The following is a 22762-nucleotide window of genomic DNA, read 5'->3' as shown; positions in this document are numbered from 1 at the left end:
GAAGCGGGCGCCATGAGCGCGGGGCAGGTGGTCTTCGTCGATGACGAGGCCGAGATCCGCCACGCCAATGTGCAGAGCCTGGAGCTGGCCGGCTTCGAGGTCACGGCGCTGGACTCCGCCCGGGCCGCGCTGGCGACGGTCGACCGCGACTTTCCGGGCGCCGTGGTCACCGATATCCGCATGCCCGAGACCGACGGCCTGGCGCTGTTCGGGCGCCTCAGGGAGCTCGACCCCGACCTGCCGGTGATCCTGATCACCGGCCATGGCGACATCGCCATGGCGGTCGGCGCCATGCGGGACGGCGCCTACGACTTTCTGGCCAAGCCCTACCCGGCCGAGCGCCTGGTCGACAGCGTCCGCCGGGCGGTGGAGAAGCGGCGTCTGGTGATCGAGAACCGGCGGCTGACGGCGCAGCTGGAGGCGGCCGACGACCTCGCCTTCCTCGGCGACACGCCGGAGATGGAGCGGCTGCGCGACGCCGTGCGCAACGTCGCCGACGCGGATGTCGACGTGCTGGTGCTGGGCGAGACCGGATCGGGCAAGGAGGTGGTGGCCGAGGCGTTGCACCGCTGGAGCCGCCGCCGGTCGAAGCCGCTGGTGGCGCTGAACTGCGGCGCGCTGCCGGAGAGCGTGATCGAGAGCGAGCTGTTCGGCCACGAGGCCGGCGCCTTCACCGGCGCGCAGAAGCGCCGCATCGGCAGGATCGAGCATGCCGATGGCGGCACCCTGTTCCTGGACGAGGTCGAGAGCATGCCGGCGGCGCTGCAGGTGAAGCTGCTGCGGGTGCTGGAGGAACGGGCGGTGGAGCCGCTCGGCACCAATGAGCGCCGGCCGCTGGACCTGCGCGTCGTCGCCGCCACCAAGACCGACCTCGCCGCGGCGTCGCAGGAGGGGAAGTTCCGGGCCGACCTCTACTACCGGCTCAACGTGGTGACGCTGCGCATCCCGCCCTTGCGCGAGCGCCGGGCCGACATCCCGCTGCTGTTCGCGCATTTCCTGGCCCGCGCCGCCGAGCGCTTCCGCCGCGACCCGCCGCCGCTGGGCGACGCCGTGCGGCGGCACCTGCTGGACCATGACTGGCCGGGCAATGTGCGCGAGCTGGCGCATTTCGCCGACCGGGTGGCGCTCGGCCTCGGCGGGATCGACGCCCCGGCCCCGCCGGAGACGCCGGCCAGCCTGCCCGAGCGGGTCGAGCGCTATGAGGCCGCCCTGCTGCGCGAGGCGCTGGCGACGCATAACGGCGACGTCCGGGCCACGACCGAGGCCCTCGGCCTGCCGCGCAAGACCTTCTATGACAAGCTGGCGCGGCACGGCATCGATCCGAACGAATACCGGGCGGAGCCGATCGGCAAAAGGGCGGGCTAGAGGTCGCCCAGCAGCTCCGGCAGATCCCTGGCGCCATGCAGGATGCGGGCGATACGCGGCGGCCGGCGGGCTGCATTGTAGACGAGAATATATGGAAATCCGCTCAGGACGAGGAAGCGGTACGGCGCGGGCGCCAGATGCGGACGCGGCGCCCCAATATCGGTCTGGCGGCCGATACGGGCAGCGGCGTCATCGACGGATTTCCGGAATGCCCGGGCGGCGCTCGGATTGTCTTGCGCTATCCATCGCGCCGCTTCGGTCAGATCGCGAACAGCCTGTCGGGAGAGTGAGGCTTTCACCGTTCGGCTTCATCGATGATGCGATCGACCTCAGCCAAGGCGTCCTCGGTGGAGACATCCCCTTCTCGATCGGTCTCCTCCTCCACCTGACGCAGCATCGCCGTGAAGGCGTGGCGGCGCTCCTCGGCTTCCTGCAGCAGACGAAGGCCGGAGCGCACGACCTCGCTCACATTGTTGAAGCGCCCCTCCTCCACGCATTGGCGGGCGAAGCGCTCCAGCTCCGGAGTGAGATGAACGTTGGTTGCCATGGCCGAGCCTATGTCAAAGTTTGACATAAGATGCGATTGAATCAGCCTCCGCGCAAGCCGTTCGGATCACAGCCTCACGGCAGCTTGACGAAATCCGCGTCGATCATGGTCTCGACCTTGCCGTTCACCGTCCGGGTGTAGTGCAGCGACAGCTTGCCGGGCGCGGTCAGGGTGCGGCGGTAGGTCTGCAGCTCGGTCTGGCCGCCGGACTTCGCCGTCAGCTCGGTGGTCAGCACCGATCCCTCCAGCCGGGCCTTGGCCTGGGCGCCGCTGTCGAGCTTGGCCGACCAGACATTCGGCGTCTTGCCCGGCGCGAAGACCGCGGTGTTCTCGCGCATCTTGAGCTGGTCGTCATTGGCCTCGCCGTCGCGCGGCCCCTCGGCGCTGCGCCAGCGCAGGAACAGGCCGCCATCGGCCGAGGCGTCGATCACCAGCGCCGCGGCGCGGCGGGTGTCGCCCTCGCCCTGGCTGGCGCCGACCCAGGAACCGCGGAACGCCTCGATCCCGGTCGCCGCAGCCACAGGCGCTGCAGCGGCCGGAGCAGCCGCAGGCGGCTTGGTCTCCCCGGATGCCGGAACGCAGGCGCCCAGCGCCATGATCGCAGCCATCCCCAGGATGGCGTGCCGCAGCCTCATCTTGTCCCCCTTCCCGTCCCCACAGGATCGATTCGGCGGTCATCATCGCCGATGCGGCATCCCGGCAGCACGGAAAATCGGCCCCGCACAACGGAAAACGGCCGTCCCGACGGATCGGGACGGCCGTTCATCCGGAAACAGCGGAAAGCGTCAGGCCCGGATCACGCCCGTGGCCGGCGCATTGAGGCCCAGCGCCGCGGCGGCGGTGGCGACGATGTCCTGCGCCGACAGCGTTGCCTCGGCATATTGCAGCTCCGGCTTGTCGTGGTCCTGGAACCGGTCCGGCAGAGTCATCGGCCGCATCTTCAGCCCGTGGTCCAGCAGGCCGGCGCGGGCCAGATGGTGCAGCACGATGCTGCCGAAACCACCCTCGGCCCCCTCCTCCACCGTGATCAGCACGGCGTGGTGGCGGGCCAGCTGGCCGACCAGCTCGGTGTCGAGCGGCTTGGCGAAGCGGGCATCGGCGACGGTGGTCGACAGGCCCATCCCGCCCAGGGCATCCGCCGCCGCCAGGCATTCCTGCAGCCGGGTGCCGTAGCTGAGCAGCGCGATGGTCGTGCCCTCGCGCAGCACGCGGCCCTTGCCCAGCGCCAGCGGCCGGCCGCGGGCCGGCAGCTCGACGCCGACGCCGTCGCCGCGCGGATAGCGGAAGGCCGAGGGCCGGTCGTCCAGCGCCGCGGCGGTCGCCACCATATGCACCAGCTCGGCCTCGTCGGCCGCGGCCATCAGCACCATGCCGGGAAGGCAGCCGAGATAGGGGATGTCGAAGGCGCCGGCATGGGTGGCGCCGTCGGCGCCGACCAGCCCGGCCCGGTCGATGGCGAAGCGCACCGGCAGGTGCTGGATCGCCACGTCATGCACCACCTGGTCATAGGCGCGCTGCAGGAAGGTCGAGTAGATCGCGCAGAACGGCTTGAAGCCTTCCGTCGCCATGCCCGCGGCGAAGGTCACCGCATGCTGCTCGGCGATGCCAACGTCGAAGCTGCGGGTCGGGAAGGCTTGAGCGAACTTGTCCAGGCCGGTGCCCGAAGGCATGGCGGCGGTGACGGCGACGACGCGCTCGTCCTCCTCCGCCTCCTGGATCAGGGCCTGGGCAAAGACGCCGGTGTAGCTCGGCGCGTTGCTCTTCGGCTTGGCCTGGGCCCCGGTGATGACGTCGAAGCGGCTGACGCCGTGATACTTGTCCGGCGCCGCCTCGGCCGGGCCGTAGCCCTTGCCCTTCTGGGTGACGACATGGACCAGCACCGGGCCGTCATCGGCGTCGCGGACATTCTCGAGCACCGGCAGCAGGTGGTCGAGATTGTGCCCGTCGATCGGGCCGACATAGTAGAAGCCCAGCTCCTCGAACAGCGTGCCGCCGGTGACGAAGCCGCGGGCATATTCCTCGGCCCGCTTGGCGGCGCGCGCCACCGGCTTGGGGAACACCGCGGTGACGTCGCGCATCAGGTGCCGCAGCGAGCGGTAGGAGCGGGAGGAGATCAGCCGCGACAGATAGGCGCTCATGGCGCCGACCGGCGGCGCGATCGACATGTCGTTGTCGTTGAGGATGACGACCAGGCGACTCTTCAGCGCGCCGGCGTTGTTCATCGCCTCATAGGCCATGCCGGCGCTCATTGCGCCGTCGCCGATCACCGCGACGACTCGGAAATCATCGCCCTTGAGATCGCGTGCCACGGCCATGCCGAGGCCGGCCGAGATCGAGGTCGAGCTGTGCGCCGCGCCGAACGGATCGTATTCGCTTTCCGATCGACGGGTAAAGCCGGACAGGCCGCCGCCCTGGCGCAGGCTGCGGATGCGGTCGCGCCGCCCGGTCAGGATCTTGTGCGGATAGGCCTGGTGGCCGACATCCCAGATCAGCTTGTCGCGTGGGGTGTCGAACACCCGGTGCAGGGCGACCGTGAGCTCGACCACGCCGAGACCGGCGCCGAGATGGCCGCCCGTGGTCGAGACCGCGTCGATGGTCTCGGCCCTGAGCTCGTCGGCGACCTGCTTCACGTCGGAAGCCGGCAGGAGTCGGAGGTCTTCGGGGGTGTGGATGGTGTCGAGCAGCGGCGTGACTGGCTTCATTCAGCTTCGCTTTCGGCAGGCTTGATCCGACGGTTCGGGCGGCTTCGGCGTCGGTCTCTCTCCCGCCGTGACGGCAGACCAGCGGCCGAAGCACCCATCATTTTCCTGCCCCGTAGTCTTTCCAGCACTATAGGGGAGCGGTGGCGCGATCAAGAAAATCCGGTGACGGGGCCATGACAGCATGCCGATTTGCCACACCCTGAGGCCGCTCCGCCACTGCCCGGTCGAGGCCGTGGCGGAACCGGCCGGAATGCGCCGCGAGCCGTCATTGACAAGCCCGCTCCACACCCTTAAGAACCCCGGACCGAGCGGCACTGCCGTTCGACGGAGGGGTGGCCGAGCGGCTGAAGGCAACGGTTTGCTAAACCGTCCACGGGAGAAATCCCGTGCCCGGGTTCGAATCCCGGTCCCTCCGCCACCCTATGGCTTCGGGTGGCAGGCCACGGCTGACAAGCGAAGCGCGCTCACCGCCAGAACGGCTTCGACAATTCGGCCAGCGTGTCGCAGCGGGTCCAGCCGAGATCCTTCAGATCCAGCGCCGAGAGGCCGGCCAACGCGCGGCGCTGCCGGATCCGCTCCAGCGCGTTCTCCAAAGCCAGCATCAGACGCCACGCCAATGAGCGGGCCGGCCCGGGCCGAACCGTTCCGGGCACGTTGTCATTGGCGCACCGCCTGGCCAGATCGTCCCAGACGCCAGGCTCGATCGAACCGATGCCTCCCATCGCCGGCCCCGCAGACAGCCCGCCCCATCGTCGAATGGCGGGGATGGGAATGATAGGGCCCGGAGGCTCGACCCGGCCAGCATGTCGCGCGGCAGCCGCCTCCCCGCTGGACAGCCGCGGCGGGACTCGATAGGGAATGGGCCGACGCCGGATTAGCTCAGTTGGTAGAGCAGCGGTTTTGTAAACCGAAGGTCGCGGGTTCGACCCCTGCATCCGGCACCATCCCTCCAATCCGCTTCAGCCGGACCGGACGTCCACTCTTCACGCTCTTTCGTAGCGCCCCCATCTCTGGTGTAGGCCGGCCGACAGCCAGCGAGACCTCCGGCCGACAGATGACCGACAAGCCGGACAACATCGTCCTGGATCTGTTGCGGGCGATCCACGGCGACATCGCCGAGGTCAAGACGGGCCTCGTCGAACTGAAGGAGCGCTTCGGCAATCTGGAGAGCCAGTATGCGAGCATGTCCCGGCGGCTTGACCGGATGGCCGGCGACATCGAGCGGATCAAGAAGCGCCTCGATATGGTCGAGGCGTAGATTAGCCCTCACCCCGCCGGCACCCGCTTTGAAACGGATGGTCACGCAGGTGCCGATCGCCGCGTGCCAGGCGTGACAGATCGGGATCGGCCGCCTATCTTGCTTTCGGTTTCGAACGTCACCGGGAATTTCCAAAATTCCGGGGCGCATCGGGGGTTTCCGGGGGGAATTTGATGCAGAATTCGACGATCCGCCGCGCCTGTTTCGTCTGCGGCTCGACCGAGGGCGAGACGGTGTTCGAGACGGCGATGGATGTCTGCGGCCTCGGCCGCATCACCTATGCGCTGCGCTGCTGCTCCCATTGCGGCCTGACGCTGCAGGACCCCGCAGTCTCGCCCGAGACCATGCTGCGCCAGTACCAGACCTTCTCGAACTACACCGTCTTCGGCGGCGGCGAGCCGCCCCTGATCGATACCGCCCGGCGCATGATCGCCATGATTCAGGCCGACGGCGTGCGGCCCGGCCGGATGTACGATGTCGGCGCTTCCAGCGGCTCAATGCTCTGGCATTTCCGCAAGCTGGGCTGGGCCGTGGCCGGCTGCGACCTGTCGCCCAAGGCCTGCGAGCAGGCGCGCGAGCGCAACGGCATCGAGGTCGATCTCGGCGGCGACGAGGAGGCGCTGCCGCATCGCGGCGGGCAGGACCTGATCACCTTCTCGCATGTGCTGGAGCACATCTACGACCCGGCGACGACGCTGCGGCGCGTCCATGCGGCTCTGGCCGAGGGCGGGCTGCTGCTGCTCGAGGTCCCGTGCCTGGCGGCGCCGGAGGTCAACCCGCCCGGCCTGTTCATGATGGAGCACGTCAACTATTTCGACGAGACCTCGCTGGACAACCTCCTGGCCCGCACCGGCTTCGGCATCCTGCAGGCGCCGGTCACGGTCGACCACTACCCTTATCCGGTGATCACCGTTCTGGCCCGCAAGCAGGCGCCGCAGCCCGACCGGCCGCTGGTCGGCGGCTTCGACAAGAACCGCGCCTTCTGCCGGGCCTATGGCGAAGTCGAAAGGCGACGCTGGGGCGCGGTCGAGGAACGGCTGCAGGCCGGCGTCCGGCCGGGCGAGGAGGTTTATGTCTGGGGCGCCGGGCTGCACACCTCGACCATGCTGGAGCGGACGTCGCTGGAGAGCCACGCCCGAATCCTGGCGATCACCGACCGCGACACCCAGAAGCACGGCCACACCGTCGGCCGGCACGCGGTGATCCCGCCCGACGACGTGCTGCGCAGCGGCCGCAAGGTGGTGATCTCCAGCTTCCCGTCCGAGCGCCAGATCGGCGAGGGGCTGCTGCAGGCCGGCGTGGCCCGCGACATGATCGTGTCGCCGCACGGGCAATTTGCCTGAGGGCCATTCCCGTCCATAACGGCTGGCGCCGCCGTCACATCAGGTAACCGCCACCTGATTCGGAAGTTATCTTAAGTTAATTTTTGGAACTCTGCTTCTGAGTTCCATAACCGACCTTTTATAGGTGCGACGAATAGCGGCTTCAACAGCATATCTGCCATCGCCTTCCCGAAAATCCGAAAGAATGCGGCGCCGGAAGCGGTGACGGTATTGTGACGCATTCGAATCAGGAATTCGCGGCGGAGGCTCTGCGCCGGCTGGCGATATCCGGGACTGGCAAGCCGTAGCGGGGCGTTCGTTGGAGAAGTATCTGGGGTCGCAGGATCCGGGTTCGTCTGAACCGTCGCCGAATCTGATCTGGCTGCTGCAGCTCGCCGCTGCCGATCTGCAGCAGACGACGGTCAGGGCAGGCCAGGAGATCTGGCCCGAGGGCCGACCGAACCCGCCGGTCATCCACCTCACCGCGGGCTGGGCCGCGCGGTACCGGACGCTGCCCGGCGGGGGAAGGCAGATCGTGCGGTTCCTGCTGCCGGGCGATGTCGCCGGCCTCCACTCCCAGTTCTTCGGCGCCGCGATCAGCGCGCTGCAGGCTGTCACCAACGTATCGCTGGTCGAGATTCGCCCCGGCCGGCTGCGCGAGGCGATCGAGCAGGCGCCGGAGCTGGGCTACGAGATCGGGCTGCTGGCGGCGCGCGAGAAGCGCGACCTCGAGGATCATCTTCTGGTCATGGGCCAGGATAGCGGCCTGGGCAAGGTGGCGTTCCTGCTGACCGCCTTGTTCCGGCGGGGAAACCGGGCCGGGCTGGTTTCGGGCTCGCTGTTGCCCTTCCCGCTGACGCAGCGGCATGTCGGAGGCGCGCTGGGCCTGTCGGTCGTCCACGTCAACCGGATGCTGCAGCAGCTGCAGAGCGACGGCCTGGTCCGGTTGAAGCGCGGGCGGCTGGAGTTGCTGGACGAGCGACGGCTGGCGGCGGTGGGCCATGTGCCCGACCGCCCGGACGATCGCTGAGCTTCAGGCCGGCCGTGACGGCGGGGCGCGGCGCAGGCGCACCACGGCGGCGTCGAGCGCCGACAGGAAGGTGGACTTGTCCTTGGCCACCATCGGCTTGTTGCCGCCGCCGACCGTGCCCATGGCGCGCAGATCGGCCATCAGTGCCCGGCTGGCCAGCGCCATGCCGATCGATTCCTTGGTGAAGGGCCGGCCGGTATTGCCGATCACTGTCGCCCCCGATTTCAGGCAGCGGTCGGCCAGCGGGATATCGGCGGTGACCACGATGTCGGACGGCCCGCAACGCTCGGCGATCCAGTCATCGGCCGCATCGAAGCCGTCGCTGACGATCACCAGCTGGATGCGCGGGTCGCGCGGCACCAGCACCCCGCCATTGGTCACCACGAAGACGGGCAGGTCATAGCGCTCGGCGACGCGGTAGATCTCGGCCTTCACCGGGCAGGCATCGGCGTCGACGAGGATGCGGATCGGGTCGGTCACAGGCGGCGGCACGGTTGCGGTCGGGACCGGAACCATAGCGGCGGCGGGGCCGTTGGTCCAAGCGCCGTTCCTGCCGAGGACCAGCGTTTCCGGAATGTCCGACGCCGCCGCCCCACCCGCCCCTTCCCCACCCGACGAGGCGCGGGCGAACGGGCTGCGCTATGTCTCCGACGCCGATCCGGGCATAAGCCGCCGCCGGTCCGGCAAGGGCTTCGCCTACCGGATGCCGGACGGCACCCCGGTGCGGGACAGGGATACGCTGGCCCGGATCCGCAAGCTGGCCATCCCGCCCGCCTACACCGATGTCTGGATCTGCCAGGACCCGCGCGGCCACCTGCAGGCCAGCGGGCGCGACCAGCGTGGCCGCAAGCAGTACCGCTACCATGCGCGCTGGAAGGAGGCGCGGGCGGAGACCAAGTACAACCGCATGCTGGCCTTCGGCCGCGCCCTGCCCCGCATCCGCAAGCGGGTCGACGCCGACCTGGCGCAGCGCGGCCTGGCCCGGACCAAGGTGCTGGCGGCGATCGTGCGCCTGCTGGAGGCGACGCTGATCCGCATCGGCAATGATGAATACGCCAAGACGAACAAGAGCTTCGGCCTGACCACCCTGCGCAAGCGCCATGTCGATGTCGAGAGCGGCGCCGTGCGCTTCGAGTTCAAGGCCAAGAGCGGCCGGCTGCACCGCACCGCCTTCCGCGACCGCCGCATCGCCCGCATCGTCCGGTCCTGCCAGGACCTGCCCGGCCACCGGTTGTTCCAATATGTCGACGACGACGGCGAACGGCATTCGGTCGGGTCGGACGAGGTCAACGACTATCTGCGCGAGATCGCCGGGCAGGACTTCACCGCCAAGGATTTCCGCACCTGGGCCGGCACGCTGCTGGCGGCGCAGATCCTGGCCAGCGATGCCGAGCCGGAGGCGCCGCCGACCAAGGCCGCGGTGGTGCGCTGCATCGAGCAGGTGGCGGTGCAGCTGGGCAACACGCCGGCGGTGTGCCGGGCCTGCTACGTCCATCCGGGCGTGGTCGGCGCCTTCCTCGACGGCGACCTGGCCGCGACCCTGCGCTGGCCGCCCGGCGACGATCCGGACGGCCGCCGCGGCGAGGCCGCGCTGCTGCGCTTCCTGAAGCGGCTGGAGGCCGTACCGGCAGCCCGGGCATGACCTTTTCCTTACAAATCGTACAGGCCGGGAAAACGGCTTGACCGCTTCGTTCCGCGGCGCGATATCGCCCTTGTCGAGGCCAGTCCCCGACGCAACCAAGGATCCGCCGCTCCGATGAGCACGCCCAGTCGACCTAGCGCGACTTTGCCGGCGCCGACGCTGCGAGCCTGACCCTCCGGGGTCCGGTTCACCTCGTCGCGCGGCCAGGCCGCGCCGGTGCGAGGTGAACCATGAAGCACCAGTCTTTACACCATCGTCCGTCCTATCGGCGCCTCTCCCTGGAGGGGAACGACCGAAGGCTCGGCTGACGCCGGCACACCGCTGGCCGTTCCGCACCGCGTGTCCCCAACGACGTGCGGCGATTGCGACTGCCTGCCTTCCGGACGGACATCATGGCCTTTCACACCCCCGCCCTCACGGCGGAGCGTCCGCGCACCCTGCCCAATCTCTGGGACCTGGTGGCGTTCTCCCTCGTCTTCGGCGCCATCGTGCTGGTCGCCCATGGCGGCCGCGCCACCCTGGCGCCCCTGGCCGGCCTCGAGCAGACGCCGATTTCGCTCGATCCCCTGGCGCTGCCCGACTATGCGCTGCGCACCACGCTGCGCATGCTGGCGGCGATCGTCGCCTCGCTGGTCTTCACCTTCGTCTACGCCACCGCCGCGGCCAAGAGCCGGCGGGCGGAGATGGTGCTGATCCCGCTCTTGGACATCCTGCAATCGGTGCCGGTTCTGGGCTTCCTGTCCTTCACCGTGGTCGGCTTCATGGCCCTGTTCCCGGGCCAGGTGCTGGGCGTCGAATGCGCCGCGGTGTTCGCCATCTTCACCTCCCAAGCCTGGAACATGACCTTCAGCTTCTACCAGTCGCTGAAGACCGTGCCGCGCGACCTGGACGAGGCCAGCCGCAGCTTCCGCCTGTCGTCCTGGCAGCGCTTCTGGCGGCTGGAGGTGCCCTTCGCCATGCCCGGCCTGGTGTGGAACACCATGATGTCGATGTCGGGCGGCTGGTTCTTCGTGGTGGCGTCGGAGGCGATCTCGGTCGGCGACACCACCATTACCCTGCCCGGCATCGGCTCCTATGTCGCCCGGGCGATCGACAGCCGTGACCTCGCCGCTGTCGGCTGGGCCGTGCTGGTGATGGGCGCGGTGATCCTGGCCTATGACCAGCTGCTGTTCCGGCCGCTGGTGGCCTGGGCCGAGAAATTCCGGTTCGAGCAGTCGGCCGGCACCGCGCGGCCGCAGTCCTGGCTGCTGACCCTGGTGCAGCGCACCCGGCTGTTCCAGCTGGCGCTGTCGCCGATCGGCCTTTTGACCCGCACCGTGTCGCGCCGGCGCTTCGCCTTCATCCCGGCCGGCACCGCCCGCGACACCGTGGTCGCCCGGATCTGGTCCAGCCGCGCGGCCGACTGGGCCTTCGCCGCCCTGCTGCTGGCCGCGATCGCCTACGCCCTGTGGCAGATCGTCGGCTTCGTCGCCACCGAGCTGAGCTGGGGCGATGCCGGCGAGGCGCTGGTGCTGGGCAGCTTCACCCTGGTCCGGGTGGTGGTGCTGATCGCGCTGGCGACGCTGGTCTGGGTGCCGATCGGCGTCTGGGTTGGCCTGCGCCCCCGCGTCGCCCAGCGGGTCCAGCCGTTGGCCCAGTTCCTGGCGGCCTTCCCGGCCAACATCGCCTTCCCCTTCGCGGTGGTGGCGATCGTGCGGCTGGGGCTGAACCCGGATGTCTGGCTGGCGCCGCTGATGGTGCTGGGCACCCAGTGGTACATCCTGTTCAACGTCATCGCCGGCGCCAGCGCCTTCCCGACCGACCTGAAGGAGGCTGCGGCCAGCTTCCGCATCGGCGGCTGGAGCTGGTGGCGCAAGGTGATCCTGCCCGGGATCTTCCCCTACTACGTCACCGGGGCGATCACCGCCTCGGGCGGGTCCTGGAACGCCAGCATCGTCGCCGAGGTGGCGAGCTGGGGCGACACCACCCTGACCGCGCACGGCCTCGGCGCCTACATCGCCCAGGCCACCGCAGCCGGCGACTACCCGCGCATCGTGCTGGGCATCGCCGTGATGTCGGTCTTCGTCTCGCTGTTCAACCGGCTGCTGTGGCGGCCGCTCTTCACTTATGCCGCCCGCCGGCTGCGCCTCGACTGAGGGCCACGACCATGTTCGACATCAACCTGCTCCGTCCCGCCGCCAAGCCGGCTAACGACAACCCGGTCCTGATCGACATCGCTGGTGTCCGGCAGGCCTATCACAAGGGCGACAACGACCTCGTGGTCCTGGACGACGTGTCGATGACCATCCGCGAAGGCGAGATCGTCGGGCTGCTCGGCCGTTCCGGCTCCGGCAAATCCTCGCTGCTGCGGATCATCGCCGGGCTGGTGCCGCCGAGCGCCGGCCGGGTCGACTGGTGCGGCCGCCCGGTCGACGGCCCGTCCGAGGGCCTATCGATGGTGTTCCAGAGCTTCGCCCTGTTCCCCTGGCTGACCGTGCTGCAGAACGTCGAGATCGGGCTGGAGGCCCAGGGCATCCCGGCGGCCGAGCGGCGGCGGCGGGCGCTGGAGGCGATCGACCTGATCGGCCTGGACGGCTTCGAGAGCGCCTATCCGAAGGAGCTGTCGGGCGGCATGCGCCAGCGCGTCGGCTTCGCCCGCGCCCTCGTCGTGCATCCCCGGCTGATGCTGATGGATGAGCCGTTCTCGGCGCTGGACGTGCTGACGGCGGAGACACTGCGCACCGACCTGATCGACCTGTGGATGGAAGGCCGGCTGCCGATCAAGTCGATCCTGATGGTGACCCACAACATCGAGGAGGCGATCCTGATGTGCGACCGGGTCCTGATCTTCTCCTCCAACCCCGGCCGGGTGGCGGCGGAGATCCGGATCGACCTGCCGCATCCGCGCAACCGCCTGGACCCGGAGTTCCGGCGCATGGTCGACGACATCTATGCCCGGATGACCAATCGCGGCCCGGCGGAGAAGGCCGGGCCGAAGGCGGGATTCCACGGCACCGGCATCGGCATGGAGCTGCCGCATGTCTCGACCAACCTGATGTCGGGCCTGATGGAGGCGCTGGCCGCGCCGCCCTACAACGGCCGGGCCGACCTGCCGGACCTGGCGGCGACGCTGCAGATGGAGGCGGACGAGCTGTTCCCGATCGCCGAGACGCTGCAGCTGCTGCGCTTCGCCGACCTGGCCGACGGCGACATCCACCTGACCGAACACGGGAGACTGTTCGCCGAATCCGACGTCGATCACCGCAAGCGGCTGTTCGCGGCGCATCTGCTGGCGCATGTGCCCATCGCGGCGCTGATCCGGCGGGTGCTGGATGAGCGGCCGAGCCACCGCGCGCCTCGGCTGCGCTTCAGCGAGGAGCTCGAAGACTTCATGTCCGAGGACAGGGCGGAGGAAACCCTGCGCGCCGCGGTGTCCTGGGGCCGCTACGCCGAGCTTTTCGCCTATGACGGCGAGAGCGGCCAGTTCAGCCTGGAGGACCCGGTCTGACGCTTCGGCTCCGGGTGAGGGCCCTTTGTCGAGGCCTGTGCCAGCCCTCACCCGCCAGCGCTGCGCGCTGTCGACCTCTCCCGCCAAGCGGGAGAGGCAACGCAAAAGGTCGGGCCGGTTTTCAGATCCTCAAGGCTCCACCGCGGAAACGTGGCGGTCAGCGGCGGAGGCGGAAACCGCCGCCCCTGCCGCCGAAGTCGCCGCCGCCGAACCGGCCGCTGCCCTGGAAGCTGTTCAGCCGCTGCTGGCCCTCGCCACGTGCCCCGCGCTGGTTCTCGAGGCCGCCGAGCTCGTTGTTGTCGGCGTTGTTGCGCTGCACCGGCTGCCAGCCGTTGGAATCGTGCTTCTCCCAGCCATCGTCGGTGTGCTGGTAGACGTTGCCGTCATGGCCGGCATAGACGTTGCCGTTGTTCCAGGCCACGCCGGAATCGGTGCGCGGATTGACCACCGCTCCCTTGCTGTCGACCGAGCGGTCGCCGGTCTGGGTGTTGCCGGTGACCGTGGTCTGGGCGGCGCCGATCCGGCCGGTCTGCGCATTCGCCCCGGCGACCTGGCGACCGGCCTGGTAGTCGCCGGTGTCGACATTGCCGGTGATGCCGGACCGGCCGGCGACGGCGGTGCCGGTGGAGGGGTTGACGTAGGAGCCCTCCCGCCCCGCGGCATAGCCCCCGGTGTTCCAGTCGAAGGCCCCGCCCTGGCGGGCCTGGCCATGGGCGCCGGTGTAGGGGTTGTGGCCGGAGACGGCGCTGCCGCTCCAGCTCGTGTTGGTCCAGCTGTTCCAGCCGCTGGCATGGGTGACCGTGCCCTCGCCCCAGCGGCCATAGACGTTGACCTGGTTGGCGTCGACATGACCCCAGTTCACATAGCCGCCGTCATAGCCCCAGTACGGGCCCCAATAGGGCGAGGCGGCATAGGCCCCGGACGCGAAGCCGAAGGCGAAGCCGGTCGCGGCCCCGAGGCCGAAGCCCGCGCCATAGCCATAGGTCGCCGGGTAGCCGTACCAGGCACTGCCCGCGACATAGGGCGGATAGGCATAGCCGGTGCCGTAGACCACGGTGCCGGCGGGGTTGACGACGACACCCATATAGCCGGGCGTGTAGCCGACCACCACCGCCTCCGGCGTCGCCGAATACACCCGGACATAGGTGACGTAGTGCAGCGGCGACGAGGCCGGGATGGTGTAGATCACCGCCGGCACGGCATCGGCGACGTGCCACGGCCCGACCGGGGCGGCGGCCACGAACCACACGCCCTTCGACACGGCGTAGTAATGCGTCGCGTCGACCCGGATCACCGGCACCGGCGTGTTCACAGCATAGGCCAGCGGCGTGCCCCGGATCGGCTTGAACTCCGGCGCGCCGTCGGCATAGGGCACCTCCAGGGTCGCCTTGCTGCGCGAGACCTTGGCGGTCTGCGGGATCGAGGCCGCGATCGCCGCCTCCTTCGCCTGCGGCGTGCCGGCGACGGAGACCAGCACATCGGCCTTCGGGTCGTCGGGCGAGATCTTGGCGAAATCGGCCGGCAGCGACTCCGGCGGCACGAAGCTCCACGGCCCGTTCAGCCCGGTCGACCGGAACCAGCGGCCGGAGATCAGCACGTAATAGCCGTTGCTGGCGGGATCGACGAAGACGGCGTGGTCGGCATTGGTCATGGTCAGCAGGCCGACCCCGGCCACCGGCGCGATCTGCGGCGGCCCGCTGGTGACCACCAGCTCGGTCGGCTGGGTGACGACCAGCAGCGAGGGCGGCGTTGCCGGCGGCTTGCCGTCCTGCGGCAGCAGCGGGTCGGGCGCGGTGGATTGCGCGGCCGCCTTCGCCGCCGCCTGCAGCGCGGCCGAGGGCGCCGCCGTCACCACCCAGGTGCCGTCGAGCGCCGGCGAGGCGTACCAGGACCCGGCGGCCTGGACGTAGAAGACCTTGCCACCGTCCTGCAGGATCAGGGGACGGGCGTTCACCACCCGCTGATAGCCGTCGGCCCCGTCGACCGGTCGCAGCACCGGATCGCCGTCGATCGACACCAGCACGGTCGGCGTGTTGGCGAAGACGATCTTCGGCGGGTCGTTCTGCACCGGCACCCCGGCCTGCTTGGCGATCTGCTGCTGCGCGGCGTAGCTGGTCTGCAGATGGTCGAGCGCGACGGTCATGCCGTCGGGCGGCAGCCGGGCCTGCAGCGCCTTCTGCAGCTCCGGCGCCTTGTCGGGCGCGGTCGGGACCTCGACACCGTCGATGGTGATGTCGTGCAGCCGGACCAGCCCGGCGGTCTTGTCGATGTCGGTGTCGGCGCTGAACCGGATCACGCCATAGACCGGCTGGCCGTCCTTGGGGCCGATGGCGATGGCGGCCCGGCCGGAGAGGCGGTCGCCGCTCCAATCCTCGATCTGCGGCTGGTAGATCTCGATCCGCTGGTCGCCCTGGTCGAGATCCCGCGGCCAGGACAGCTGGGTCGCGGTGTCGGGAGCGGCATTGTCCTGGGCCAGCGCCGGGATCGCGGTGAAGCCCAGGATCGCGGCGGTCACCGCCGTCATCAGCCAATATCGTGGCATGGCGCCCTACCCCATTCGGTCGTTATGGCCCGGCCCGGCGAGCGGGCGGGTTCAAATCGAACTCGGAAACGGTTCGAGTGTGACCGAACGGGGTGGGCTCCGCATCTCCCTTTTTTGGTCGATGCCGTCGTCAGCGCGGGAAGCGCAGCAGCGACTCCAGCCCCTTTCGGCCGCGGGCCAGCAGGCGCTCGTGGGCGTCGCCCTGCGGCGGGTCGCCGGCGGCGCCGCGCAGCACGGCCAGCAGCCGCTCCAGCACCAGCTGTGCCTCGCCGTCATGCTGGTTGCAGGGGTCGAGGTAGAAGTAGTTGTGCTCGACCTCGTGGTCGCGGACGATCACCGGCGGGTCGCCGGCGGCCAGCCGGTCGGCCACGTCCCAGGCTGCGAGGCCGGCCTTGGCCGGGTCGATCGTCACCTTGAGGCGGTCGAGCGGGTTGTCGGTCGGGTCCGGCTCGATCACCGCGGTGATGCCCGGCAGCCCGGCCAGGCCCTCGTGCCAGAGCTTGAGATGGCCGTCCTCCCGCGCCCGCGCCGCAGCGTGGTCGCGCTTCTCCCAGGCGTCGAGCGCGGCGATGGTGCCGACCACGCCCTCCTTGCCGACCTTCATGCCGCGGCCGATGCCCCGGTTCTGCAGGAAGGCGGCGCGCACCAGCTCCTCGCGCCCGGCGACGATGCCGGCGGTCGGCCCGCCCAGGAACTTGTGGGAGCTGTAGATGACGAGGTCGGCGCCCTTGGCCAGGAAGCCGACCAGGTCGTATTCCGAGGCGGCGTCGACGATCACCGGCACGCCCTTGGCCCGGCAGATCGCGGCGAACTCCTCGAGCGGGATCTGGCCGTACTGCACGACGTGGTGCGAGACCACGTAGAGCGCCGCGGCGGTGCGGTCGGTGATGGCGCCGTCCAGCTGATAGCCAGCGGCCGAGGTGGCGGTGCCGACCGGCACCACCTTGGCGCCCGTCAGCCGCACCGCCTGGTCGACCGGGGCGCCGTAGCTGACCATGTGGCCGACCTGCAGCAACACCTCGGTCCTCGGCAGGCCGGCGGTGTCCGGCAGCCGCTCGATCGCCAGCAGGTCGTCGCCGGTCATGGCGCCGGCCACGGCCAAGCTGATGCCGGCGGAGGCCGAGGCGGTGACGAAGCCGGCCTCGGCGGCGCAGGATCTGGCGATCCGGGCGCTGGCCTTGCGCTGCAGGTCGGTGATCTCGACGAATTGCGGCAGCACCTCGGCGACGGCCTGCACCGCCTCCGGCACCACGATCGAGGCGCCCAGCGAGGTCATGGTGCCGGAGACGTTGATCACCGGGCGGAGGCCCAGGCGGCGGCGGATATCCTCGTTCGACTTCATGGCCCTATCCCTTAGCGCGCGAATTCGACGACGGCTTCGATCTCGACGGTGATCTGGCCCGGCAGCGACCCCATGCCGACGGCGGAGCGGGCATGGCGCCCGATCTCCGGCCCGAACAGCTCGACGAACAGGTCGGAGCAGCCGTTGATCACCGCCGGATGATGCTCGAATTCCGGCACGGCGTTGACCATGCCGAGCAGCTTGACGATGCCGGTGATGCGGTTGAGGTCGCCCAGCGCCTCCTGCATCACCGCGATCAGGTTGATGCCGGTCAGGCGGGCATGGCGATAGGCGTCGTGCCGGTCGACCGTGCCGCCGACCTTGCCCCGGTACTGACGGCCGTCGGGTTCGGTCGGTCCCTGGCCGGACAGGAAACAGAGCTGCCCGGTGATGCGGTGGGTCTCGAAATTCGCGACCGGCGGCGGCGCCTTGGGCAGCGTGATGCCGAGCGCGGCAAGGCGGTCGTAGACGTTGGGCATGGTCAGTCCGTGGTCGTTTGGTCGTTCAGTTCGGCGTCGCGGATGCAGGCGACGAAGCGGCCGGGCTCGCGCTCCACCAGCGGCGGCACCGCCTGGGCGCAGGCTTCGACCGCCATCGGGCAGCGGGTGCGGAACACGCAGCCGGAGGGCGGGGCGATCGGGCTCGGGATATCGCCCTTCAGGATGATGCGGTCGCGCTTCGCCCGCGGGTCCGGCACCGGCGCGGCGGAGAGCAGCGCCTTGGTGTAGGGGTGGCGCGGCCGGTCGTAGACCAGGCGGGTCGGCCCCTTCTCCATGATCCGGCCGAGATACATCACCACGATCTCGTCGCAGAGATAGTCGACCACGGCGAGGTCATGGGCGACGAACAGCAGGGTCAGGCCGAGGTCGCGCTGGATGTCCTGGATCAGGTTCAGCACCTGGGCCTGGACCGAGACGTCGAGGGCCGAGACCGGCTCGTCCGCCACGATGAAATCGGGCTCCACCGCCAGGGCCCGGGCGATGCCGATGCGCTGGCGCTGGCCGCCGGAGAATTCGTGCGGGAAGCGGCGCTGGTGGTCGGCGTTGAGGCCGACCCGCTCCAGCAGTTCGCCGATCCGCTGGCTGCGGCGGCCCTTGGCCAGGCCGTGGGTGTCCAGCGCCTCGCCCAGGATCTCGGCCACGCTCATGCGCGGATTGAGGCTGGCATAGGGGTCCTGGAACACGATCTGCATCCGCCGGCGCCAGGCGCGGAACTGCTTCTCCGGCAGGGCCGTGACATCGGTGCCGTCGAACATGACGCGGCCGCCGGTCGGCTCGATCAGCCGCAGCACGGCGCGGCCGGTGGTGGTCTTGCCGGAGCCGGATTCGCCGACCAGCCCGACGATGCTGCCGCGCCGGATCGACAGGCTGACATTCTCGACCGCGCGAACGACGCGGCCGCCGCCGATCGGGAAATGCACCGACAGGTTCTGCACGTCGAGCAGCGGCACGGCGGGATCGGTTTCGGTGCGGAGGGCGGCGGCGGTCACAGCTGGTCGGTCCTCCGGCAGCGGGAGCGGTGGCCGGCCTGCACCGCGGCGAGGTCCGGCACCGCGGCCTCGCAGGCATTCTCAGTCAGCGAGCAGCGCGGGGCGAAGGCGCAGCCGGGCGGCAGGGCCATGACGCTGGGCACCGTGCCGGGGATCGGCTGCAGCCGGGCGTCGTCGTGCCGGCCGCCGGTACGGGCGTTGGGGATGCAGGACAGCAGGCCGCTGGTATAGGGGTGGCGCGGCCGGTCGAACAGGTCCAGCACCGGCGCCTCCTCGACCACCCGCCCGGCATACATCACGGCGACCCGGTGCGCGATCTCGGCCACCACGCCCATGTTGTGGGTGACGAACAGGATCGACATGCCGATCTCGGCCTGCAGCCGGCGCAGCAGATCCAGGATCTGGGCCTGGATGGTGACGTCCAGCGCCGTGGTCGGCTCGTCCGCGATCAGCACCGACGGATTGCAGGACAGGGCCAGCGCGATCATCACCCGCTGGCGCATGCCGCCCGACATCTGGTGCGGATAGTCGTTCAGCCGCGATGCCGCCGCCGGGATCTCCACCAGCTCCAGCATCTGCCGCGCCCGGGCCATCGCCCCGCTCCGGCCCAGCCTCTCATGCAGTTGCACCGCCTCGGCGATCTGGTCGCCGACGGTGAACAGCGGGTTCAGGCTGGTCATCGGCTCCTGGAAGATCATCGCGATCTCGGCGCCGCGCAGGCGGCGGAGCAGCGCCTGGGAGGCATGGGCCAAATCGTGGGTCGTGCCCTTGCGATCGCGGAAGCGGATGGCGCCGCTCTCGATCCGCCCCGCCGGCTTGGGCAGGAGGCCCATGATCGACAGGCTGGTCACCGACTTGCCGGAGCCGCTTTCGCCGACGATCGCCAGCGTCTCGCCGCGCGCCAGGTCGAAGGTCACGCCGTCGACCGATTTGGCGACGCCGTCCCGGCTGTGGAACCAGGTCCGCAGATCCTCGACCGCGAGGACGATGTCGCGGCTGGACGCGCTCATCCGTGCACTGCCGGATCGAACAGCCGGGCCGCCTTCACCGACTTCGTGCCCAGCACCGCATGGCGCGGCGTGAACAGCCGGTCGAGCGTGGCGCTGTCGCCGGAGGAATCCGGCAGCGTCACCGAGGACGGCTCCAGCCCGAAGACGGTGAAATCCGCCTCAGCCCCCACCTTCAGGTTGCCCTCGGCCGGCAGCCCGACGACGGAGCGCGGGCGGGTGCTGGCGGCGGCCACCACCTCGGCGAAGGGCATGCCGACGGCCAGCAGCTTCGACATGGTCGTCGCCATGTCCCAGACCGGGCCTTCGATCGAGCGCAGATGCAGGTCGGTGGAGATCGAGAACGGGTGCAGCCCGCGCTCGATCCCGGCCCGCGCCACCTTGAAAGAGAAGGAGGCGCCGCCATGGCCGACATCGAGGCGCACCCCGGCCTCGGCCACCTGCCTGGCGATGCCGAACAGTTCCTCGTCTTCGAGGATGTTGCCGCCGGGCTTGCCGTGGAAGCAGTGCGTGAGGACGTCGCCGGGGGTCAGCACCTCCAGCACCTCCTCCAAGAGCGGCGGCGGCTCGCCGACATGGACCATCAGCGGCAGGCCGCTGATCTTCGCCACCTTCTTGGCGATCTTCACCGGGGTGATGCCCCAGGCGCCGGTCACCGTGCTGCAGGCCCGGCACTTGATGCCGCGGATGATGTCGCGGTTGGCCTCGATCACCGCCAGGGTGCGGGTGATGTCGATCGAGCGCTGGTCGATCAACTCGCTGACCCGGTTGCAGGCGACCAGGCCGATCGAGCCGATGTTGAGAAAGGCGACCACCCGCTCCGCCGCCGGCTCGGCGATGAACTCGCGGAAGCCGACGAAGTTGCCCTCGCCGGAGGAGCCGGCGTCGACGATGGTGGTGACGCCATGCGCCAGCCCGCCCTGGGACGGGCGGATCGAGATGTCGGTGCCGCCGTGATAGACATGGGCATGCAGATCGGCCCAGCCGGGCGATACCCAGCCGCCTTGGCCATCGACGATCTCGGCCCCGGCGGGGGCATCGATCCCCTGCCCCACCGCGGCCACCCGGCCATCGGCGATCAGGATGTCGACCGGGCCATCGTCGGGATGGTCGGGGAAGCCGGCCGGCCGGGCCGAGCGGATCAGGACGGTCATCACAGTTCCTTGCGCAGGCGGGGGTCGAGGATGTCGCGCAGGCCGTCGCCGACCATCTGCAGCGACACCACCGACAGCACGATGGCGAGCCCGGGGAAGACCATCATCCAGTCGGCCGAGCCCATATATTGCTGGCCGGCATTGATCATGGTCCCCCAGGTGGGGATTTCGGGCGAGACGCCGACGCCGAGGAAGGACAGGCCGGCCTCGGCCAGGATGGCGTAGGCGAAGATGAAGGTGCCCTGCACCAGGATCGGCGACCACAGGTTGCGCAGGACATGGGCGGTGACGATGCGCCAGGTGGAGACGCCGAGCGCCCGCGCCGCCTCGACGAAGGGCAGCTCGCGGATCACCAGGGTCGAGGCGCGGACGATGCGGGCCAGGCGCGGCGTGTAGACGATGCCGAGCGCCAGGATGACGTTGACCAGCGACGGCCCCAGCGCCGCGACCAGCGAGATCGCCAGCAGGATGTCCGGGAAGGCCATCATCGCGTCGATCACCCGGGCCACGACCTTGTCGGCCGGCCGGAAGAAGCCGGCGACGAGGCCCAGCACGATGCCCAGCACCGAGGACAGGATCACCACGGCGAAGCCGACGAACAGCGACAGCCGACCGCCATAGACGGCGCGGGTGAAGACGTCGCGCCCGAACTCGTCGGTGCCGAACCAATGCGCCGCGCTCGGTGGTTTCAACCTGTTCACGATCGACAGCTTCTGCGGCGCGTAGCCGGTGATGTAGGGCGCGAAGGCCGCGGCCAGGACCAGCACGACCAGGATGATCAGCCCGATCATCGCGGTCTTGCGGCGCAGCAGCAGGCGGGCGAGCTTCATGCGCTCGCCGGCGACGGAGATGGAGGCGGTGGCGGCCATCAGGTGCGCACCCTGGGGTCGACGAAGAGGTAGAGGAGATCGATGGCGAGGTTGATCAGCACGTAGAGCGCGGCGATCACCAGCAGCGCGCCCTGGATCACCGGGTAGTCGCGCCGCAGCACGCCGTTGACCACGAGGTTGCCGACGCCCGGCAGGCCGAACACCGTCTCGGTCACCACCGCGCCGGAGACCAGCAGCGCCGTGGTCAGGCCGATCACGGTCAGGATCGGGATCAGCGCGTTCTTCAGCGCGTGCTTCAGCACCACCCGCCGCTCCGGCAGGCCCTTGGCCCGGGCGGTGCGGACATAGTCGTCGTTCAGCACGTCGAGCATGCTGGCCCGGGTGAAGCGGGTGATCAGGGCGGAGTTGACGAGGCCGAGCACGATCGCCGGCAGCACCAGATGGCTCATCCGGTCGAGGAAGCTGGCGCCCGGCCCGCCATAGCCCGCCACCGGGAACCAGCCGAGCTTGACCGAGAAGATCTGCATCAGGATCAGGCCCAGCCAGAAGCTGGGGATGCTGGCGGTGAACATCGACACGGTCAGCACCGATTGGTCCAGCGCCGAGCCGCGCCAGACCGCCGAGGCGATGCCGACCGGCAGGGCGATGGCGACCGCGATCAGCATCGACAGCACGGTCAGCATCAGAGTCGGCTCGGCCCGGTCGCTGATCGCTTCCAGCACCGGCTGGTTCAGGAAGATCGACTGGCCGAGATCGCCGACCGCGATCTCGCCGAGCCAGGAGACGTATTGCACCGGCAGCGGCTGGTCGAGGCCGAGCTTGGCCCGCAGCTCGACCACGTCCTGAGGCTGGGCGTCGGGGCCGAGCATCACCGCGGCGGGGTCGCCCGGCGTCACCCGGATGATGACGAACACGACCGTCGCCACGATGAACATCACCGCGACCATGCCGATCAGGCGATTGACGATGTAGGAGAGCATGGGTTCAGCGCGCTCCGGGACCACACTCTTCGAGTCCCCCCTCCCCTCGCGGGAGGGGGCTAGGG

Annotated in this window: 21 protein-coding genes and 2 tRNA genes; 9 read left to right on the top strand and 14 right to left on the bottom strand. The window is 69.7% G+C overall.

What is annotated here, in order from left to right; all coding sequences use genetic code 11:
• Positions 1-12 precede the first annotated feature (12 nt).
• Positions 13-1365 carry a sigma-54 dependent transcriptional regulator gene (locus FFK22_RS06305; protein WP_138886922.1) on the top strand — a complete coding sequence of 451 codons (1353 nt, stop codon included), beginning with the start codon at positions 13-15 and terminating at the stop codon, positions 1363-1365.
• Here FFK22_RS06305 and FFK22_RS06300 read toward each other — a convergent pair.
• From FFK22_RS06300 to dxs, 4 genes are all read right to left on the bottom strand, one after another.
• Positions 1362-1664: a type II toxin-antitoxin system RelE/ParE family toxin gene (locus tag FFK22_RS06300; protein ID WP_138886921.1), complete on the bottom strand. Its 303-nt coding sequence runs from the start codon at positions 1662-1664 to the stop codon at positions 1362-1364. The genes FFK22_RS06305 and FFK22_RS06300 overlap by 4 nt on opposite strands.
• Positions 1661-1939 (bottom strand): type II toxin-antitoxin system ParD family antitoxin, encoded by a 279-nt coding sequence (locus tag FFK22_RS06295; RefSeq protein WP_221938431.1) that lies wholly within the window; start codon positions 1937-1939, stop codon positions 1661-1663. Before FFK22_RS06295 ends, FFK22_RS06300 begins: the two co-directional genes overlap by 4 nt.
• Before the next feature lie 47 nt (positions 1940-1986).
• Positions 1987-2547: a hypothetical protein gene (locus FFK22_RS06290; RefSeq protein ID WP_138886920.1), complete on the bottom strand. Its 561-nt coding sequence runs from the start codon at positions 2545-2547 to the stop codon at positions 1987-1989.
• Positions 2548-2697: 150 nt separating this feature from the next.
• On the bottom strand, positions 2698-4614 hold the full coding sequence (gene dxs, locus FFK22_RS06285; RefSeq protein ID WP_138886919.1) for a 1-deoxy-D-xylulose-5-phosphate synthase: 1917 nt from the start codon (positions 4612-4614) through the stop codon (positions 2698-2700).
• Positions 4615-4940: 326 nt separating this feature from the next.
• On the opposite strand from dxs, the gene FFK22_RS06280 reads away from it, so the two are divergent.
• Positions 4941-5032, top strand: a tRNA-Ser gene (locus FFK22_RS06280).
• A 46-nt stretch (positions 5033-5078) separates the two neighbouring features.
• On the opposite strand, the gene FFK22_RS42750 is transcribed toward FFK22_RS06280, so the two are convergent.
• On the bottom strand, positions 5079-5216 hold the full coding sequence (locus FFK22_RS42750) for a DUF1127 domain-containing protein (RefSeq protein ID WP_186002336.1): 138 nt from the start codon (positions 5214-5216) through the stop codon (positions 5079-5081).
• Positions 5217-5482: 266 nt separating this feature from the next.
• Between FFK22_RS42750 and FFK22_RS06270 the strand changes: the two genes are divergently transcribed.
• The 4 genes from FFK22_RS06270 to FFK22_RS06255 all read left to right on the top strand — a co-directional run bounded on the left by FFK22_RS06270 (position 5483) and on the right by FFK22_RS06255 (position 8224).
• Positions 5483-5558, top strand: a tRNA-Thr gene (locus FFK22_RS06270).
• A gap of 110 nt (positions 5559-5668) precedes the next feature.
• Entirely contained in the window at positions 5669-5872 is a 204-nt protein-coding gene (locus tag FFK22_RS06265; RefSeq protein WP_138886917.1) for a hypothetical protein, read from the top strand.
• A 173-nt stretch (positions 5873-6045) separates the two neighbouring features.
• The gene (locus FFK22_RS06260) at positions 6046-7215 is read left to right on the top strand and encodes a bifunctional 2-polyprenyl-6-hydroxyphenol methylase/3-demethylubiquinol 3-O-methyltransferase UbiG (RefSeq protein ID WP_138886916.1); all 1170 of its coding nucleotides are present in this window, start codon (positions 6046-6048) and stop codon (positions 7213-7215) included.
• A 298-nt stretch (positions 7216-7513) separates the two neighbouring features.
• Positions 7514-8224: a Crp/Fnr family transcriptional regulator gene (locus FFK22_RS06255; protein WP_138886915.1), complete on the top strand. Its 711-nt coding sequence runs from the start codon at positions 7514-7516 to the stop codon at positions 8222-8224.
• 3 nt (positions 8225-8227) lie between these two features.
• Here the strand turns inward: FFK22_RS06255 and FFK22_RS06250 are convergent, their stop codons facing one another.
• The gene (locus FFK22_RS06250) at positions 8228-8716 is read right to left on the bottom strand and encodes a YaiI/YqxD family protein (RefSeq protein WP_221938430.1); all 489 of its coding nucleotides are present in this window, start codon (positions 8714-8716) and stop codon (positions 8228-8230) included.
• Positions 8717-8798: 82 nt separating this feature from the next.
• Between FFK22_RS06250 and FFK22_RS06245 the strand changes: the two genes are divergently transcribed.
• From FFK22_RS06245 to FFK22_RS06235, 3 genes are all read left to right on the top strand, one after another.
• Complete coding sequence (locus FFK22_RS06245) at positions 8799-9866, top strand: DNA topoisomerase IB (RefSeq protein WP_138886913.1); 1068 nt, start codon at positions 8799-8801, stop codon at positions 9864-9866.
• Between the two features lie 392 nt (positions 9867-10258).
• The gene (locus tag FFK22_RS06240; protein WP_138886912.1) at positions 10259-12001 is read left to right on the top strand and encodes an ABC transporter permease subunit; all 1743 of its coding nucleotides are present in this window, start codon (positions 10259-10261) and stop codon (positions 11999-12001) included.
• Between the two features lie 11 nt (positions 12002-12012).
• Positions 12013-13353 (top strand): AAA-associated domain-containing protein, encoded by a 1341-nt coding sequence (locus FFK22_RS06235; RefSeq protein WP_138886911.1) that lies wholly within the window; start codon positions 12013-12015, stop codon positions 13351-13353.
• A gap of 157 nt (positions 13354-13510) precedes the next feature.
• Here FFK22_RS06235 and FFK22_RS06230 read toward each other — a convergent pair whose 3' ends face one another.
• The 8 genes from FFK22_RS06230 to FFK22_RS06195 form a co-directional block, all read right to left on the bottom strand.
• Positions 13511-15877, bottom strand: a complete 2367-nt coding sequence (locus tag FFK22_RS06230; protein WP_221938429.1) for a hypothetical protein — start codon at positions 15875-15877, stop codon at positions 13511-13513.
• A gap of 148 nt (positions 15878-16025) precedes the next feature.
• Positions 16026-17237, bottom strand: coding sequence for an aminotransferase class V-fold PLP-dependent enzyme (locus tag FFK22_RS06225; RefSeq protein WP_138886909.1), 1212 nt, complete (start codon positions 17235-17237; stop codon positions 16026-16028).
• A gap of 11 nt (positions 17238-17248) precedes the next feature.
• Positions 17249-17716, bottom strand: coding sequence for a RidA family protein (locus FFK22_RS06220; RefSeq protein ID WP_138886908.1), 468 nt, complete (start codon positions 17714-17716; stop codon positions 17249-17251).
• A gap of 2 nt (positions 17717-17718) precedes the next feature.
• On the bottom strand, positions 17719-18726 hold the full coding sequence (locus tag FFK22_RS44350; RefSeq protein ID WP_138886907.1) for an ABC transporter ATP-binding protein: 1008 nt from the start codon (positions 18724-18726) through the stop codon (positions 17719-17721).
• The gene (locus FFK22_RS44345; protein ID WP_138886906.1) at positions 18723-19736 is read right to left on the bottom strand and encodes an ABC transporter ATP-binding protein; all 1014 of its coding nucleotides are present in this window, start codon (positions 19734-19736) and stop codon (positions 18723-18725) included. Before FFK22_RS44345 ends, FFK22_RS44350 begins: the two co-directional genes overlap by 4 nt.
• Positions 19733-20887 (bottom strand): amidohydrolase/deacetylase family metallohydrolase, encoded by a 1155-nt coding sequence (locus tag FFK22_RS06205; RefSeq protein WP_138886905.1) that lies wholly within the window; start codon positions 20885-20887, stop codon positions 19733-19735. The genes FFK22_RS44345 and FFK22_RS06205 overlap by 4 nt, the downstream gene beginning before the upstream one ends.
• Positions 20887-21756, bottom strand: a complete 870-nt coding sequence (locus FFK22_RS06200) for an ABC transporter permease (RefSeq protein WP_186002335.1) — start codon at positions 21754-21756, stop codon at positions 20887-20889. The genes FFK22_RS06205 and FFK22_RS06200 overlap by 1 nt, the downstream gene beginning before the upstream one ends.
• The gene (locus tag FFK22_RS06195) at positions 21756-22697 is read right to left on the bottom strand and encodes an ABC transporter permease (RefSeq protein WP_138886903.1); all 942 of its coding nucleotides are present in this window, start codon (positions 22695-22697) and stop codon (positions 21756-21758) included. Before FFK22_RS06195 ends, FFK22_RS06200 begins: the two co-directional genes overlap by 1 nt.
• Positions 22698-22762: the final 65 nt, after the last annotated feature.

The organism is Mycobacterium sp. KBS0706 (assembly GCF_005938675.2).
In the GTDB taxonomy this organism is placed as follows: domain Bacteria; phylum Pseudomonadota; class Alphaproteobacteria; order DSM-16000; family Inquilinaceae; genus Inquilinus.
This window is presented reverse-complemented; position numbering and strand designations above follow the sequence as displayed.